This is a genomic window from Stenotrophomonas sp. G106K1 (assembly GCF_037969685.1).
Taxonomy (GTDB): Bacteria; Pseudomonadota; Gammaproteobacteria; order Xanthomonadales; family Xanthomonadaceae; genus Stenotrophomonas; species Stenotrophomonas lactitubi.
On record NZ_JBBPFR010000001.1, the window covers coordinates 190043 to 204652 of the forward strand.

The following is a 14610-nucleotide window of genomic DNA, read 5'->3' on the forward strand; positions in this document are numbered from 1 at the left end:
TGCCCCGCTTGGCTAAGCGTACAACCGATCAGTAAATGATAGGCATTCGCATTTCGTTAAGCAAGCGTGACAGCCTCGGTCATCCACGCATGCCGCGGATCTGCTGGCCAGGCTCCGGAATCTCAGTCTAGAAACGGAACAACACCGTCGCCGCATGCAGCAGCAGGCCGATCAGGCCGCCCACCAGGGTGCCATTGAAGCGGATGAACTGCAGGTCGCGGCCCACGCTCAGTTCCAGCTGCTCGACCAGGTGGCGCTCGTCCCAGCTCTTCACGGTCTGCGCGATATGGGTGGTGACGCCCTCGCGCAGGCGCCCGGTGAGGCGCTGTGCGCCTTCCAGCAGATGCTGGTTCAATGCCTCGCGCAACGCCGGGTCCGATTGCAGGCTGTCACCCAGCGAGGCCAGGCTGCGCTGCAGATGACCGACCAGGGCCGAATCCTCACGCTGCAGATCGCCGCGCAGGCTGGCATGGATGCGCGACCACAGGCCCTGTACGTACTCCTGCAGGGCAGGGTGGTCGATCATTTCCTGCTTGAGCTGCTCGATGCGCTCGGCCAGTGCCGGGTCTTCGCGCAGGCGCTGCACGTAGTTGCCGAGCCACTGCTCATAATCCTGGCGCAGCGGATGCTGCGGCTCGGCCAGCACCTGCTGCAGTTCTTCCAGCACCGCCCGGGCCAGGCGTTCGGCAAGGTTGTCACCGATCTCATCGATCGGCTTGATCCAGTTCACCGTGCTCGACAGCGTCGGCCATTCGCGCTGGATGTAGCGCACGATCAGCTGCGAAGCGCGTTCCTTCACTTCCGGCTGCTCCAGCCAGCGCCCGAGCCGTTGCAGTCCTTCGTCCAGCACCCGCTGGTGGCGGCCATCGGCGGTCAGCAGGCCCAGCAGTTCGCCGGCGGTGGCCGCTGCATTCCACTGCCGCAGCTGCTGCACCACGAAGGCATGCAGTTGCCGCCGGACTGCGGTCTCGTCGAAGAAGTCCAGCGCCTGCAGTGCCCAGCCGCGGGCCATGTCGGCCAGCATCCGGGAACGCGCGGGATCGGCCAGCCAGCTGCCGAGCCGGCTGGCCGGGTCGAACACCTGCAGCTTGGCCAGCAGCACCGTCGGTTCCAGGAACTGGTCGCGCACGAACAGCGCCAGGCTGTCGCCGATGCGTTCCTTGCTGCGCGGGATGATCGCCGTATGCGGAATCGGCAGGCCCATCGGCCGCCGGAACAGGGCGACCACCGCGAACCAGTCCGCAAGTGCGCCGACTGCGGCGGCTTCGCAGAAGGCCGAGACCCAGGCCCAGATGCCACGCTCACCCTGCCAGTGGCTGACCGCGAAGCCGGCCAGCATCAACAGCAACAGGCCAAGGGCAAGGGCTTTCAGGCGCCGCAGCTGAGCGCGGCGCGGATCGATGGCAGACGTCATGCCTGAAGTCTACCCGCAGGCCGGTGACGCCTACCTGTAGAGCCGAGCCCATGCTCGGCTGCTCTTTGCCGCGCGCAAGGCAGCCGAGCATGGGCTCGGCTCTACAGCGGCGTGACGCGATCGGTTACAGCGCTTCCAGCTGCTTGCGCAGGTGGGCCAGCTGTGCGCGCAGGGTGTCGTTCTCGCGGGTCAGGTTCACGACGCGACGGCGCAGCGCGGGGGCATCCTCGCCCAGCTGCTCCAGCGCAGCCAGCACCTCGGCATCGCGGCTGGCGATCTCGTCCTCGTTGGCCTCTTCGAAGTCCATTTCTGCCGACTCCGTTTCCGGCTTCGGCGCGCGCGGCTTGCGCTTGGATTCACGCACACGCTTTGCAGCCTGCTTCAGTTCATCCTTGCCACCGGCGGCAGCGGCGCGCTGCTCTTCTTCCGGCAGGTCAGCCACGGCAGCAGCGGCGCTGATCGAGATCATGCCGGCCTTCACCGCTTCCACCACCTCGGGCGCAGCCTGGGCGTGGATGCGTTCGATCATGCCGACCTGGCTGGTGCTCAGCTTGGCTTCGCGGGCCAGTTCGGCACGGCTGATCTTCGGCGCCGGCTCCCACGGCGGGCTGTCTTCGCCGGCCTCATCGGCAGGCTCGGCGGTGCCATCGCTTTCGCGCTGCAGCTGCGCCTGTTCGACCTGCTTGCGCGCGGACAGGATGTCGCGCTTGCGCAGGGCCAATACGCCGCGCTGGAAATCGGACACGCTGCGCCGGCCGAGGTGCTGCTCGATCATCCACAGGTGCACGTCTTCCATGCTCTGAAAGCGGGTGTTCTGCACGGTGTTGAACGGCAGGCCATGCTTCTGGCAGATGCCGAAGCGGTTGTGTCCATCCACCAGCACCTCGCCCCACAGCACCAGCGCATCGCGGCAGCCTTCGGCGAGGATGCTGCGCTCCAGCGCCTCGTGTTCGTCCGCGGTGAGCGGATCGATGTAGGCCTTGAGTTCTTCTTTGACGACGATGTTCATGGGCACGGCAACGGGCAGGAGCGGAACCGCCCATTGTACCCGCTCGCCACCACCGTCCCGGGCTCAGGCAGTAGCCCGGATCATCTCGCCCAGGGTGCCGGTGATCTGGTCGATCTGCGCCTTGTCCACGATCAATGGAGGTGACAACGCAATGATGTCGCCGGTACAGCGCACCAGCAGGCGCCCGTCATGAAAGCAGCGGCGGAACACCTCGTAGCCACGGCTGCCGGGGGCGTCCTTGCGCGGCGCCAGCTCCACCGCACCGACCAGGCCGAAGTTGCGGATGTCGATCACGTTCGGCAGCCCCTGCAGTGCATGCAGGCGCTCCTGCCAGTACTCGCCCAGTTCGATCGCGCGCTCGAACAGGCGTTCCTCGGCGTACACGTCCAGCGTGGCCAGCGCCGCCGCGCAGGCCAAGGGATGGCCCGAATAGGTATAGCCATGGAACAGCTCGATGGCCTGTGGCGGACCCTGCATGAAGCTGGCATGCACGCTGTCGCCGACCAGCACGCCACCCAGCGGCACCGCGCCGTTGCTGGCGCCCTTGGCGAAGGTCAGCAGGTCCGGGGTGACGCCGAAACGCTGTGCGGCGAACGCCATCCCGACCCGGCCGAACCCGGTGATGACTTCATCGAACACCAGCAGGATGCCGTGCTGGTCGCAGATCTCGCGCAGGCGCTGCAGATACCCCGGTGCCGGCAGGATCACACCGGCCGAACCGGCGATGGGCTCGACGAACACGGCGGCAATGGTGGAGGGATCGTGCAGGGCGATCAGCCGTTCCAGATCGTCGGCCAGCTCGGCACCCTGGCGCGGCAGCCCTTTGCTGAAGGCATTGCGTGACAGGTCCAGCGTGTGCCGCAGGTAATCCACGCCGCCGAGCTGCAGACCGAACTGGCGGCGGTTGTTGGGCAGCCCGCCCAAGGCCATGCCGCCGAAGCCGACCCCGTGGTAGGCCTTCTCGCGGCTGATGAAACGCGTGCGCTGGCCTTCGCCGCGCAGGCGGTGATGGGCCAGCACGATCTTCATCGCCGAATCCACCGCCTCCGAGCCCGAGCTGGTGAAGAACACGTGGTTGAGCCCCGCCGGGGCCAGCGCCGCCAGTCGCTGCGCCAGGGCGAAGGCCGGCGGCGAACCCATCTGGAAGGCGGGCGAGTAATCGAGCGTGGCGGCCTGCTCGGCAATCGCGTCGACGATGCGCCGGCGCGCGTGCCCTGCATTGCAGCACCACAGGCCTGCCGTGCCATCAAGGATGGCGCGCCCATCCACGTCTTCGTAGTGCATGCCCTCGGCGCGTACCAGCATGCGCGGCGCGCCCTTGTACTGGCGGTTGGCAGTGAACGGCATCCAGTACGCGTCCAGTGAATCGGGGCGCTGGGTGGCCAGGTCGTGCAGGTCGCTTGCAGGGGCTTTCATGCCGGCTCCGTCGGGTCCGATGGTTGTGACTCTAGCGCAGCCGCGTCACGGTTCTGTCGCCAGGCATGGCCCGGCGCTACCGGGATATGGGATATGCACGTCACGGCCCGGTAGCGGCCGCGTCGGTATAACCGCGGACAGTCGATACGCGGAGGACCCCATGACCCACTTCCCCGACCGCAGCCACTGGCAGGCCCTGTCCAGCCGCGTGGCGATTCCCGGCCAAGCGTTCATCGATGGCCGCTTCGTGGATGCCGCCAGCGGCGCGCGCTTTGATTGCATCAGCCCGATCGACGGGCGCGTACTGGGCGCAGTGGCCGACTGTGATGCGCAGGACGTGGAGCGTGCAGTGGCCTCGGCGCGCCGCGCGTTCGAGGCAGGCCACTGGTCGCAGGCCAGCCCTGCCCATCGCAAGCGCGTGCTGCTGGCACTGGCCGCGCTGGTGGAGACGCATGCCGATGAACTGGCCCTGCTGGAAACGCTGGACATGGGCAAGCCGATCCGCGATGCGCGCCGCATCGACCTGCCCGGCGTGGTGCGCTGCCTGACCTGGACCGCCGAGGCGGTGGACAAGCTGTACGGTGAAATCGCGCCCACCGGCCCGCACGAGCTGGGCCTGGTGACACGCGAGGCCGCAGGCGTGGTGGCGGCCATCGTGCCGTGGAATTTTCCGCTGTTGATGGCCTGCTGGAAGATTGCGCCGGCCTTGGCGATGGGAAATTCGGTGGTACTCAAGCCCTCCGAGCGCTCGCCGCTGAGTGCGTTGCGGCTGGCCGCACTGGCGGCCGAAGCGGGATTGCCCGAGGGCGTACTGAACGTGCTGCCGGGCCACGGTTCACGCGTGGGTGAGCCGCTGGCCCTGCACATGGACGTGGACGTGCTGGCCTTCACCGGCTCCACCGCGACCGGCGCGAAGTTGCTGGAGTACGCCGGTCGTTCCAACCTCAAGCGGGTCTGGCTGGAATGCGGTGGCAAGAGCCCGCACGTGGTGTTCGCCGATGCGCCGGACCTGGATGCGGCGGCCAAGGGCGTAGCGCAGGGCATCTTCTTCAACCAGGGGGAGGTCTGCACGGCCGGTTCGCGGTTGCTGGTGCAGCGTTCGATCCGCGATGACTTCGTGCACCAGGTGATCGCCTACGGCCAGCGCATGCAGCCCCGCCATCCGCTGGAGGCGGATGCACCGATGGGGGCGCTGGTCGATGCCGCGCATGTGGACAAGGTACTGGCCGACATCGCCCGCGCCGAAGCCGATGGCGCGCGGCTGCTGCTGGGCGGCCAGCGTGCCGAGGTGGAGGCGGGCGGTTGCTATGTGCAGCCGACGGTGTTCGACCAGGTGCGGCCGGAGCAGGCGCTGGCCCGCGAGGAAGTGTTCGGCCCGGTGCTGGCGGTGCTTGGCTTCGACGACGAAGCCGAGGCCGTGCGCGTGGCCAACGACAGCCGCTACGGGCTGGCCGCCGGCCTGTGGACGCGGGATCTCGGTCGCGCCCATCGCGTGGCGCGCCAGCTGCGTGCGGGCAGCGTGTGGGTGAACGGGTGGGACGGCGGTGACATGACGGCGCCATTCGGTGGCTATAAGCAGTCCGGCAACGGCCGCGACAAATCGCTGCATGCCTTCGACAAGTACAGCGAGATGAAGGCCACCTGGATCCAGTTGTAGCGCCGAGCCGCGCCCGGCTGCCTTTGGTAGACGCCAACCTTGGTTGGCGCCGGGCAGATTCATCCACGCATGGCGTGGATCTACTGTAGAGGCGGCAGGGTGGGATTCATCCACGCAGAAGGAAATCGTTGGCGTCGGTGTCGCCTGAAACCATTGCCCCGGCGGGGTCGCCAAGCGTGGCAGAATCGGTCGATCCGCCGTTACCCGCCTTGCCGATGTCGACGATCACCGCAGCCGCGCCACCCGTGAATTCTCCCCGCCGTGTCCTGCTGGCCAGCCTGATCGGCACCACCATCGAGTTCTTCGACTTCTACATCTACGCCACCGCCGCGGTACTGGTGTTCCCGCACCTGTTCTTCCCGGAAAGCAGCGACCAGGCCGCATTGCTGCAGTCCCTGGCGACCTTCGCGGTGGCGTTCATCGCACGCCCGGTGGGCTCGGCGGTGTTCGGCCACTTCGGTGACCGTATCGGCCGCAAGGCCACCCTGGTGGCCGCGCTGCTGACCATGGGCCTGTCCACGGTCGCCATCGGCCTGCTGCCGACCCACGCGCAGATCGGCCTGTGGGCGCCGGCGCTGCTGGCACTGTGCCGCTTCGGCCAGGGTCTGGGTCTGGGAGGCGAGTGGGGTGGGGCGGTGCTGCTGGCCACCGAAAACGCACCGCCGGGCAAGCGCGCCTGGTACGGCATGTTCCCGCAGCTGGGTGCACCGATCGGCTTCCTGCTGTCAGCGGGCATCTTCCTGCTGCTCGGTCGCTGCCTGGGCCAGGACGATTTCCTGCAATGGGGCTGGCGCATTCCGTTCGTGGCCAGCGCGTTGCTGGTCGGCCTGGGCCTGTGGGTGCGCTTGAACATCCACGAGACACCGGATTTCAAGCGCGCGCTGGAGCGCAAGGCGCCGGTGCGTCTGCCGATGTGGACGGTGCTGCGCGACCATCCGCTGCCGATGCTGCTGGGCACGCTGGGTGCATTCGCCACCTTCGTGCTGTTCTACCTGATGACGGTGTTCAGCCTCGGCCACGGCACCGCCGTGCTTGGCTACAGCCGCGAGCAGTTCCTGCTGATGCAGATGGTGGCGATGCTGTTCTTCGCCGCCGGCATCCCGCTGTCGGCACGTTATGGCGACCGCTGGGGCACCCGCCGCACGATGGCTATCGCCAGTCTGCTGATCATCGGCTTCGGCGTGCTGTTCGCGCCGTTGTTCCAGGCCGGCAGCCCGTGGCTGGTGCTGACGTTCCTGTGCCTGGGCCTGTTCCTGATGGGGCTGACCTACGGCCCCTGCGGCACCTTCCTGGCCGAGATCTACCCGGTGGAGGTGCGCTACACCGGTGCCTCGCTGTCGTTCAACCTGGCGGGCATTCTTGGTGCCGCCCCGGCGCCGTACCTGGCCACCTGGCTGGCCGAGCGCTACGGGCTGGTCGCGGTCGGCTACTACCTGTGCCTGACCGCGGTGATCACCCTGTGCGCGCTGCTCGCATTGCAGCGCCGCCAGCGCTGATCAGCCGAAGAAGCGCTTGAGCGTGCGGCCCAGCCAGCCGCCGCTCTGGTGCTCGCGGGCGAACTGGTTCAGGTGCTGCTTGACCTGTTCGGCATAGGCCTGGTCGTCACCGCGGATGTGGTTGAACAACCAGCGTGAGAGCATGGTGCGCAGCTCGTCACTGATGTCCTCGCCGGCCTGGAAGCGCAGGCGATACTCGGCCACGCGCTTGATGAAGACTTCATGCACACGCTTGTGCGCGGCGCAGAACGGATAGCCCGCTTCTTCCATCAGCTCTTCTTCGAATGCGAAGTGCGACATGGTGTAGTCCACCACCTCGTCGATCACTTCGCCTATCGCCGCGCGCTGCAGGCTGGTCTGCGCCACGTGCAGGTGGTTGAGCATCTCGATGATGCGACGGTGTTGCTGATCGATCACATCGATGCCGATGTTCAGATCGTCCTGCCAGACCAGTAGTGCCATCCCCGGCTCCCCTTCATGCGTATGTCGGGGCCGACTGTAGAGTCGCCGCGCCGGGGCGGCGTTGATCTGGATCAAAGCATGCCGGTCAGGACAGCACAGCCTCGCGCGGACGCAACGGGCTGGCAACGGTGGTGCAGCTGACCCGGTTGCGGCCGCCGGCCTTGGCCAGGTACAGCTGGCGATCGGCCTCGGAAATCAGCCGGTGCAGCGCATCGCGTTGCGGCCGCAGGCAGCACAGGCCGATGCTGACCGTCATGCGCAGGGTGGCGCTGCCGATGTCCACTTCCAGCGCGGCGATGCGCTGGCGCAGCTCCTCGAAATAGAGCAGCGCTTCGTCCTGTTCCATGTCCGGCACCAGCAGGCAGAATTCCTCGCCGCCGAAGCGCGCGATCAGGTCCTGGCTGCGCGCGTGGTCGCCGACGGCACGGGCGACCGCACGCAGCGCATCGTCACCGGCTTCGTGGCCGTGGGTGTCGTTGATGTGCTTGAAATGGTCAATGTCGATCATCGCCACCGCCACGCACTGGCCGTGCAGCTGCAGTTGCGGCAGCTGGCGCTGGCTCTGTTCCAGGAAGCAGCGGCGGTTGGGCAGGCCGGTGAGGAAATCGCGGGTGGCCAGGTCCTGCAGCGTGCCGATCAGCTCCAGCTGGTCCACATTCTGCGACACACGGCAGAAGAACTCTTCGCGCGAGAAGGGCTTGCGCAGGAAGTCATTGGCGCCGTTCTTCAGGAAGCGCGGGATCAACGACGCATCGGTATTGCCGGAAATGCCGATCACCGCCACCTTGTCGCGCGAACGCAGGGTGCGCAGGCGGCGGGTGAACTCCACGCCCTGCATGCCCGGCATTTCCTGGTCGACCACGGCCAGGCGGATCGCCGGATGCGCCTCGATCGCCGCCAGGCCTTCGCTGCCATCGGCCGCTTCGTACACCTCGTGGCCGTACATGCGCAGCAGGGCGGCGGCATAGCCGCGCGCGGACGGCGAGTCGTCCACAACAAGCGCGGCAATGCGCCGGTTGCGCTCCAGGCGCTGCACCAGCCACACCAGGTAGTCGATGCTGCCCGGGGTATTCTTCAGCACGTAGTCGATGATCTGCTGCTGCAGCACACGCTTGCGCAGGTCCTCGTCATACACACCGCTGACCACCACGGTGGGCAGGTTGCGCTTGAGGAAGAACTCGACCACCGCGTCGCGGTCACCATCGGCCAGCACCAGCCCGGTCAGGACCAGAAACCAGCCGTCCTCGGCAGTGAGCAGGCGGTCGGCCTCGGCCAGCGAGCTGGCCACCACCACCGGCAGCTCCAGGCGTTGCTCGATTGCCTCGCGCAGCATGCCGGTGAACGCGCGCGAGTTTTCCACCAGCAGGATCCGCTGAGGCAGGGGATCGGTCAGGTCGCCTTCCAGAGCGGCCTGCGACAGGACGGGCATGATGCGGTGGCTCATGTGGGAAAGTCTTGGCACGGATAGCGGCGGTTTCGAGTGCAACTTTAGCGCAAGGAGGCGAACCTTCTGTCGGCCAATGTTTCACGAGACCTCGGCGCCTTTGCGATGGGGAATGTCGCCCCATCGAAAAGGGGTATCTGATGTCGCGCTGCTGAGTTTGTCGTCGTAAATGGCCTTGCATGGCGCCCCTTGCGGCGCATGGGTATGCTGGCAGTGCCCCTTCCGTCCATTGCGGGGTGGACTATTTCATCCGGTCATGCGGGGCATCGCATTATCTGATCGTGGTCAGGCTTCAGTTGCCTGGACGCTGCCCATTATTTCAACCATGGAGATGCCTGTGAGATTTTCCCGATTTTCGATCGTGGCTTCTGCCGCTGCCTTGCTTGCTGCGCCCGGACTTGCTCTGGCCTGCTGTCCGAGTGGAGGCAATGGTGTCCAGATGGCGCAGGCCGGATTGGGCGAGGCTCAGCCTGCTGCCGTCAACCTCAGTGCTGATCCGGCTTGGTCCGTGTACGCATTCGAGCGTGATGGAGTCGCGTATTACCAGGTCAATGATCTTGCCGGCCAGGTGGTGCTGATCATCGCCAACATCGATTCGACATTCTGGACACTCCCGGCCGGAAAGGCACCAGTTCGCACCTCGCTGCCCTCAAGACAACTGCCCTTGCCGCAGAATGCCCGCCGACGCACTGTTTTCCATGGACCTGACTTCTCGCTTGTCGTCCACGGCGAAGGCCGCGATGCAATCTGGGCCGTCGAGTCCGCCAACAGCAGCAAGTAATCGGCGCTGGAACTGGATTGGGCCAGCCCCGCAGCGGTTGTCCGCTGAGGGGCTGGCCGGGGCACATGCCAAGCTCAGTGCCTGGTGGCTGTTTCGCTGGGATAGCTCACATTTCGAGACGGAACAAGCTGGGGGCTGTCGAGAGGCGTGTCCCGCATCATGATCCTGATCCGGTTGATCCGGCATTGCACAGCGCCGGAGTAGGCATTTGCCCTGGCCGAGAGCCGCTCGATGGCCAACCCCTGCGTGGCAGGCGCCAAAGTACTGTGCCGATCAAGCAGAGCCACGGTGAACACGATTCCCTGCTGGCCCCCGGATCGCCCGCAACGGGCGCGGATCAGAATCTGGCCTTTTTCTTCCTCCAGCAGCAACAACACCGCTTCGGCAAGCAGACGATAGGCGGCCAACTGCAGCCCCATGCTCAGCTTGCAGGGATCGCCCGCAAGCATCGGGCGGACCAGCCGATGGCTGGAGTCCCATGCCTCGCGCAGGCCGCCGGCCTGCAATGCGACATAGAGTCCCGCTTGCTCGAGTTCGGTGGGATACACCCTGCTGGTCAATTCGCGGAACTGTCGGGAACGTGATGAGAACGTTCGCAACAGATCGGTAGCGGGGCCTTCGTGGCCGTTGGTCCTGAGCAGGTGCGCCGTTTCTCCGAGCACCGCTTCGATATCGTCGGCGATCCGGCGCAGCCCCAGTGCCCGCTCACGAAGATCCCGTTCGTTGGCAAGATGCGCCGAGCGTGAAAACGCAATCGCCTGGGAGATCTCCATCGCAGGACGGGTCTGCTGGTGGTAGTGATGGGTGATGCGCGAGCCCAGTGCGAGCAGTGCGGTACTGGTGATGGCAATGATCTGCTGGGTGAAGAACGTGGTCTGGTCGAACGAGCTTGGAAGACCGGTGGTTGGCATGGTCGCGCTCAGCATCAAGTTCATGAGCGGGACACCCACTGCCGCGCCGCGCCAGCCGTGCATGCAGGTGAGGGCGATCACAGGTAGCACCAGCAGCAACTGCAGAAGGGCGCGCGCCATGGGATCGTGGGCACCGACCAGTGCGATGAGGGCACCCAGTACACAGAGGGAACACAGCGCGGCCAGCGTTGGCGGAAGCCTCCAGGCGCTCCAGCCATAGCCGCTGTGGCGGCGCATCCACAGCAGTGCCAGCGGCGCGACCGTGAGAATAGCGATGTAGTCGCCGAGCACGAACAGCGCCGCATTGGAATAGAACGGCATGGTGGGCGGGGCGGGCCACAGCAGGTGGGACAGGCCCAGCTTCAAGGCGCTGGCCACCAATGCGGCCGATGCTGCCACCGACAGCAACCATCCTTCAGTTGTGGCTTCCATCGCCTTGCGATGGAGGTGGATGATCAGTGCAACGGCCGGCATCAGGCAGGCGGAAGCGAGAATCACCCAGCCCACGCCATAGGCTTCGATCATCGGATAACGCATCTGCGCGAAGTAGGCGTACTCGCCCAGGATGAGGTAAGGCCAGAGGCGGGGTGGACACAGCAGCAGCGCTGCGACGCGAACGCCGGCTGGCAGGAAGAACTGATCAACCGACAGCCGCCATGTGGTCCAGCAGGTGATCGCGTACAGGGCGGCGAGCGCAATACCGACCGGTCGGATGCGGAAGCTCAGTTCAAACCCACTCTTCAACCAGTTCAAGCGCAAGCCTCCCTTGCTCGTCGCACGCTATCGCGATCCTGTCGATACATGAACCACTCCCTGACCGGACAGTATCGGGAGATATGGAAAGGCGCAATCTCCGCTTCAGCTGGTGATGCACCGCAAGGGACGCACAGACGAAATGCGGGACAATCAGAGTCACGACTGGTTTGTGACGCGCATCGCAATTCTCTACTCGCGCTGCGCGGCTGGAGGCGGTTGCTGGAATGGATCGATTCCGCTCTCGCGCCATTCTTCACGAACGGAGATCACACCCCCGGGCGGGGTATCGATCGATTCCTCCAGCAGGATTCTTATCCGATTACGACCGCAGTGCAGTGAGCCGCCGTAGGCCAGTATGCGTCCGGCCAGCTGCTCGGCCGCTTGGTCCATGGTCGATCGTGCCAGAGCATGCCTGCGGTCGATCATCGAAGCAAACAGGACAATGCCACGGCGGTCGCCTTGGACGCCGCAACGGCCGCGCACGATGAGCTGGCCGGTTTCGCCTCCAAGCAGGATTGAAACCGCCTCGACGATGGAGCGGTAGGCCGCCAGTTGGAGGTTGGAACTGAGTCTGCACGGATCGCCACTCAGTCGAGGCTGGCAGACACGGTGAGTGCTGTTCCAGTTTTCGCGCACTCCGCCTGCCTGCAGGGCCACGTACAGCCCCAGCCTTTCCAGCGCCGCTGGGTAAATCATGCTCGCCTGTGCACGGAACAGCCGCGAATGCACTTCAGACGTGTGTTTGAGGCTGTCTGCCACTGCGTGGTGGCCTTGGGCGTGGAGCCAGTTCACCATCTCATTGAGAGACAGGTCCAGCCCGTCGCCCAGGCGGCGCAGGTGGGCGGCGCGTTCGCGCAGGTCCATCTCGCTGGACGTATGCGTTCGCCGGGCGAGAAGGAGGGTGTTCCTTCCATCTTCTTCACGCAGCCGGTGCTGGTTCTGGAAGTGGGTGATGCGGGCACCCAGCAGCAACAGGGCGACACTGGCGATGGCCATGGCCTGCTGGGTGGCGAACGTCGCAGCATCGAAGGCTTCGGGTTCGATCTTTGGTGTGGTCAATCCGATGATGAGGTTCACGGTCGCTACGCCGATCGCAGCGCCGCGCCAGCCCAGTAGACACGTCAAGGCGATGGCAGGAATGGGCAGCAGCAGCAGCAACTGCAGGGAGCCGGTGGCAGCAACCGTGGCGGGTGCTACCGGCGTTGCGTGCAAGCCGATGACAAGCGTGGCAACCAGCGACGCAGCCACAGCTGCGACGGACCGCTTGGACCACGATTCTTCGCTGCGCCGGATCCACAGCAGCGCCAATGGTGCAAGAACCAGGATGCCGATGAAATCACCCAGCGCGTAGCGCAGGGCGCTGGTCAGGAAGGCGGTTTCGCGCAGCGGTGGCCACAGCAGGTGGGAAATGCCCAGATTGAGCAGGCTTACGACCACGGCAGCGCACATCGCGATGGAGATGATGCCGACGATCGTGGTGCGCTCCAGCAGCTTCCGGTGCAGGCGCACGATCAGCATCACGGCTGGCATTAGGAATGCCGAGGCGAAGATCACCCAGCTGAGGCCATATTTTTCGAGAAGGGGGATGCGCAACTGCGCGAAGTAAGCGTACTCACCCAGCAGCAGGTAGGGCCACAAGCGTGGCGGGCACAGCAGCAGAGCGGCCACACGGACGCCGGCGGGCAGATAGAACTGGTCCAGGGACATCTTGCGCGCCGCCCAGCAGGCGAGTGCATAGAGCAGCGCCAGCGCCACTCCCTCGGGGCTGACCCGGATTCTCACCAGCAGTCCATCTTTCCACCACTGCATCCACGCGCCCCTTTGTTCCTGGACCAATTATGCAAACAAAGTGCAGCGGCGGATCAAGTCACAGGGTTGACAACGGGTTGGCTACCACAACGCATCGCGCAGCTTGTACCAGGACATCGCCGCCACCAGCAGCGGCATGCGCAGCAGGCGTCCGCCGGGGAAGGGCGCGTGCTGCAGGCGCTGGAACACGTCCAGACGCTCGCTCTGGCCCGCAATCGCTGCGGCGATGACCTCGCCGGCCAGCCCGGCCGCTGCCACACCGTGGCCGGAGAACCCCTGCGCGAAGTACAGGTTCCCATCCAGCCGCCCCCAGTGCGGGGCACGGTTGCGGGTGATGTCCACATAACCGCCCCAGACCTGCTGCAGCGGGATGTCGGCCAACTGCGGGAACACCTGGTGCATGCGCCGCTGCATCACCCGCTGCAGGCCCGGCGGCGGCAGCGCGGAATAGCTGGCACGGCCGCCGAACAACAGGCGGTGGTCATGGCTGAGGCGGAAATAGTCCAGCGCCCAGGCGGTATCGGAGACCGCCATGTTGTTGCCGATCAGGGCGCGGGCGCGCTCGGCACCCAGCGGCGCGCTGGCGCCGATATAGGTGCCGACCGGCATGATGCGCCGTTCCAGCTCAGGCACCAGCCCCTGCAGCAGGGCGTTGCCGGCCACCACCAGATGCGGCGCGCGCACGCTGCCATGGTCGGTATGCAGCACCGCGTGTGCACCACGTTGAATGCGCGTTACCGGCGACTGCTCGTGGATGACCGCTCCGGCCGCGCGCGCGGCATCGGCCAGCCCGCGGGCGTAGGCCAGCGGATGCAGGTGCGCGCTGAGCGGGTCGAACATCGCGGCGCGGTAGCGCGGGCTGTCCAGCTGCGCGCGCAGGGTGTCGCGCTCCCACCACTGCATCGGGTAGTTGTAATGTCGCTGCAGCTGTTCGCAGTTGGCGCGCAGGTCCTGCTCGTGGCGTGCGCGGATGGCGACGCTGGCGTGGCCCTGCACCCAATGGCAATCGATGCGATGCCGGTCGATGCGCGCGCGCATCGCCTGTACCGCTTCGCGCGACCAGTCGAACAGGTGGCGCGCATCCTCGCGGCCGAGCTGGCGTTCCAGCTCGTCGACTTCACAGCCGTAGCCGACCAGCGCCTGGCCACCATTGCGGCCCGAGGCTCCCCAGCCGATCCGCTGCGCCTCCAGCACCACCACCCGCTGGCCGCGCAGGGCCAGTTCCAGTGCGGCGGTGAGGCCGGTGTAACCGGCGCCCAGTATCGCGACATCGGCCTGCAGTTCACCGCGCAGCGGCGGCAGCGCGGCCGGTTCGGGCAGGCTGCTGGCGTACCAGCTGGGCGGGAAGGCGGCGCTCACCGGCGGCCTCGCAGAAGCGGGAAAGGGCGTCGGAGCGGGGGAGGACGGTCGGGCTTCACGCCGATAGTTTGGCCCAAGCCGGGCGCCCGTGGTGTG

12 protein-coding genes are annotated in these 14610 nt (G+C 66.2%); 3 read left to right on the forward strand and 9 right to left on the reverse strand.

Annotation, left to right across the window (positions count from 1 at the left end):
* Nucleotides 1-127 precede the first annotated feature (127 nt).
* The 3 genes from WKB25_RS00865 to WKB25_RS00875 form a co-directional block, all read right to left on the reverse strand.
* Nucleotides 128-1414: a DUF445 family protein gene (locus tag WKB25_RS00865; protein ID WP_340568170.1), complete on the reverse strand. Its 1287-nt coding sequence runs from the start codon at nt 1412-1414 to the stop codon at nt 128-130.
* A gap of 124 nt (nt 1415-1538) precedes the next feature.
* Nucleotides 1539-2423, reverse strand: coding sequence for a plasmid replication/partition related protein (locus tag WKB25_RS00870; RefSeq protein ID WP_340568171.1), 885 nt, complete (start codon nt 2421-2423; stop codon nt 1539-1541).
* A 63-nt stretch (nt 2424-2486) separates the two neighbouring features.
* A complete protein-coding gene (locus tag WKB25_RS00875; RefSeq protein ID WP_340568173.1) occupies nt 2487-3839 on the reverse strand; it encodes an aspartate aminotransferase family protein in 1353 nt (450 codons plus the stop codon).
* A 160-nt stretch (nt 3840-3999) separates the two neighbouring features.
* Here WKB25_RS00875 and WKB25_RS00880 point away from each other — a divergent pair, with 160 nt between their 5' ends.
* Nucleotides 4000-5496: an aldehyde dehydrogenase gene (locus tag WKB25_RS00880; RefSeq protein ID WP_340568176.1), complete on the forward strand. Its 1497-nt coding sequence runs from the start codon at nt 4000-4002 to the stop codon at nt 5494-5496.
* Nucleotides 5497-5602: 106 nt separating this feature from the next.
* Here WKB25_RS00880 and WKB25_RS00885 read toward each other — a convergent pair whose 3' ends face one another.
* Nucleotides 5603-5725, reverse strand: a complete 123-nt coding sequence (locus WKB25_RS00885; RefSeq protein WP_340568505.1) for a hypothetical protein — start codon at nt 5723-5725, stop codon at nt 5603-5605.
* Between WKB25_RS00885 and WKB25_RS00890 the strand changes: the two genes are divergently transcribed.
* A complete protein-coding gene (locus WKB25_RS00890) occupies nt 5712-6992 on the forward strand; it encodes an MFS transporter (protein ID WP_080149309.1) in 1281 nt (426 codons plus the stop codon). The genes WKB25_RS00885 and WKB25_RS00890 overlap by 14 nt on opposite strands.
* On the opposite strand, the gene WKB25_RS00895 is transcribed toward WKB25_RS00890, so the two are convergent.
* Both WKB25_RS00895 and WKB25_RS00900 read right to left on the reverse strand, forming a co-directional pair.
* Nucleotides 6993-7454 carry a bacteriohemerythrin gene (locus WKB25_RS00895; protein ID WP_340568177.1) on the reverse strand — a complete coding sequence of 154 codons (462 nt, stop codon included), beginning with the start codon at nt 7452-7454 and terminating at the stop codon, nt 6993-6995. It abuts the gene before it with no gap.
* Nucleotides 7455-7539: 85 nt separating this feature from the next.
* Entirely contained in the window at nt 7540-8883 is a 1344-nt protein-coding gene (locus tag WKB25_RS00900; RefSeq protein ID WP_340568489.1) for a diguanylate cyclase, read from the reverse strand.
* Nucleotides 8884-9154: 271 nt separating this feature from the next.
* Between WKB25_RS00900 and WKB25_RS00905 the strand changes: the two genes are divergently transcribed.
* Nucleotides 9155-9679, forward strand: coding sequence for a hypothetical protein (locus tag WKB25_RS00905; RefSeq protein ID WP_340568178.1), 525 nt, complete (start codon nt 9155-9157; stop codon nt 9677-9679).
* 74 nt (nt 9680-9753) lie between these two features.
* On the opposite strand, the gene WKB25_RS00910 is transcribed toward WKB25_RS00905, so the two are convergent.
* From WKB25_RS00910 to WKB25_RS00920, 3 genes are all read right to left on the reverse strand, one after another.
* Nucleotides 9754-11343: an MASE1 domain-containing protein gene (locus WKB25_RS00910; protein ID WP_340568179.1), complete on the reverse strand. Its 1590-nt coding sequence runs from the start codon at nt 11341-11343 to the stop codon at nt 9754-9756.
* Between the two features lie 192 nt (nt 11344-11535).
* Complete coding sequence (locus tag WKB25_RS00915) at nt 11536-13155, reverse strand: MASE1 domain-containing protein (RefSeq protein WP_340568180.1); 1620 nt, start codon at nt 13153-13155, stop codon at nt 11536-11538.
* A gap of 81 nt (nt 13156-13236) precedes the next feature.
* Complete coding sequence (locus WKB25_RS00920) at nt 13237-14475, reverse strand: FAD-binding oxidoreductase (protein ID WP_340568491.1); 1239 nt, start codon at nt 14473-14475, stop codon at nt 13237-13239.
* Nucleotides 14476-14610: the final 135 nt, after the last annotated feature.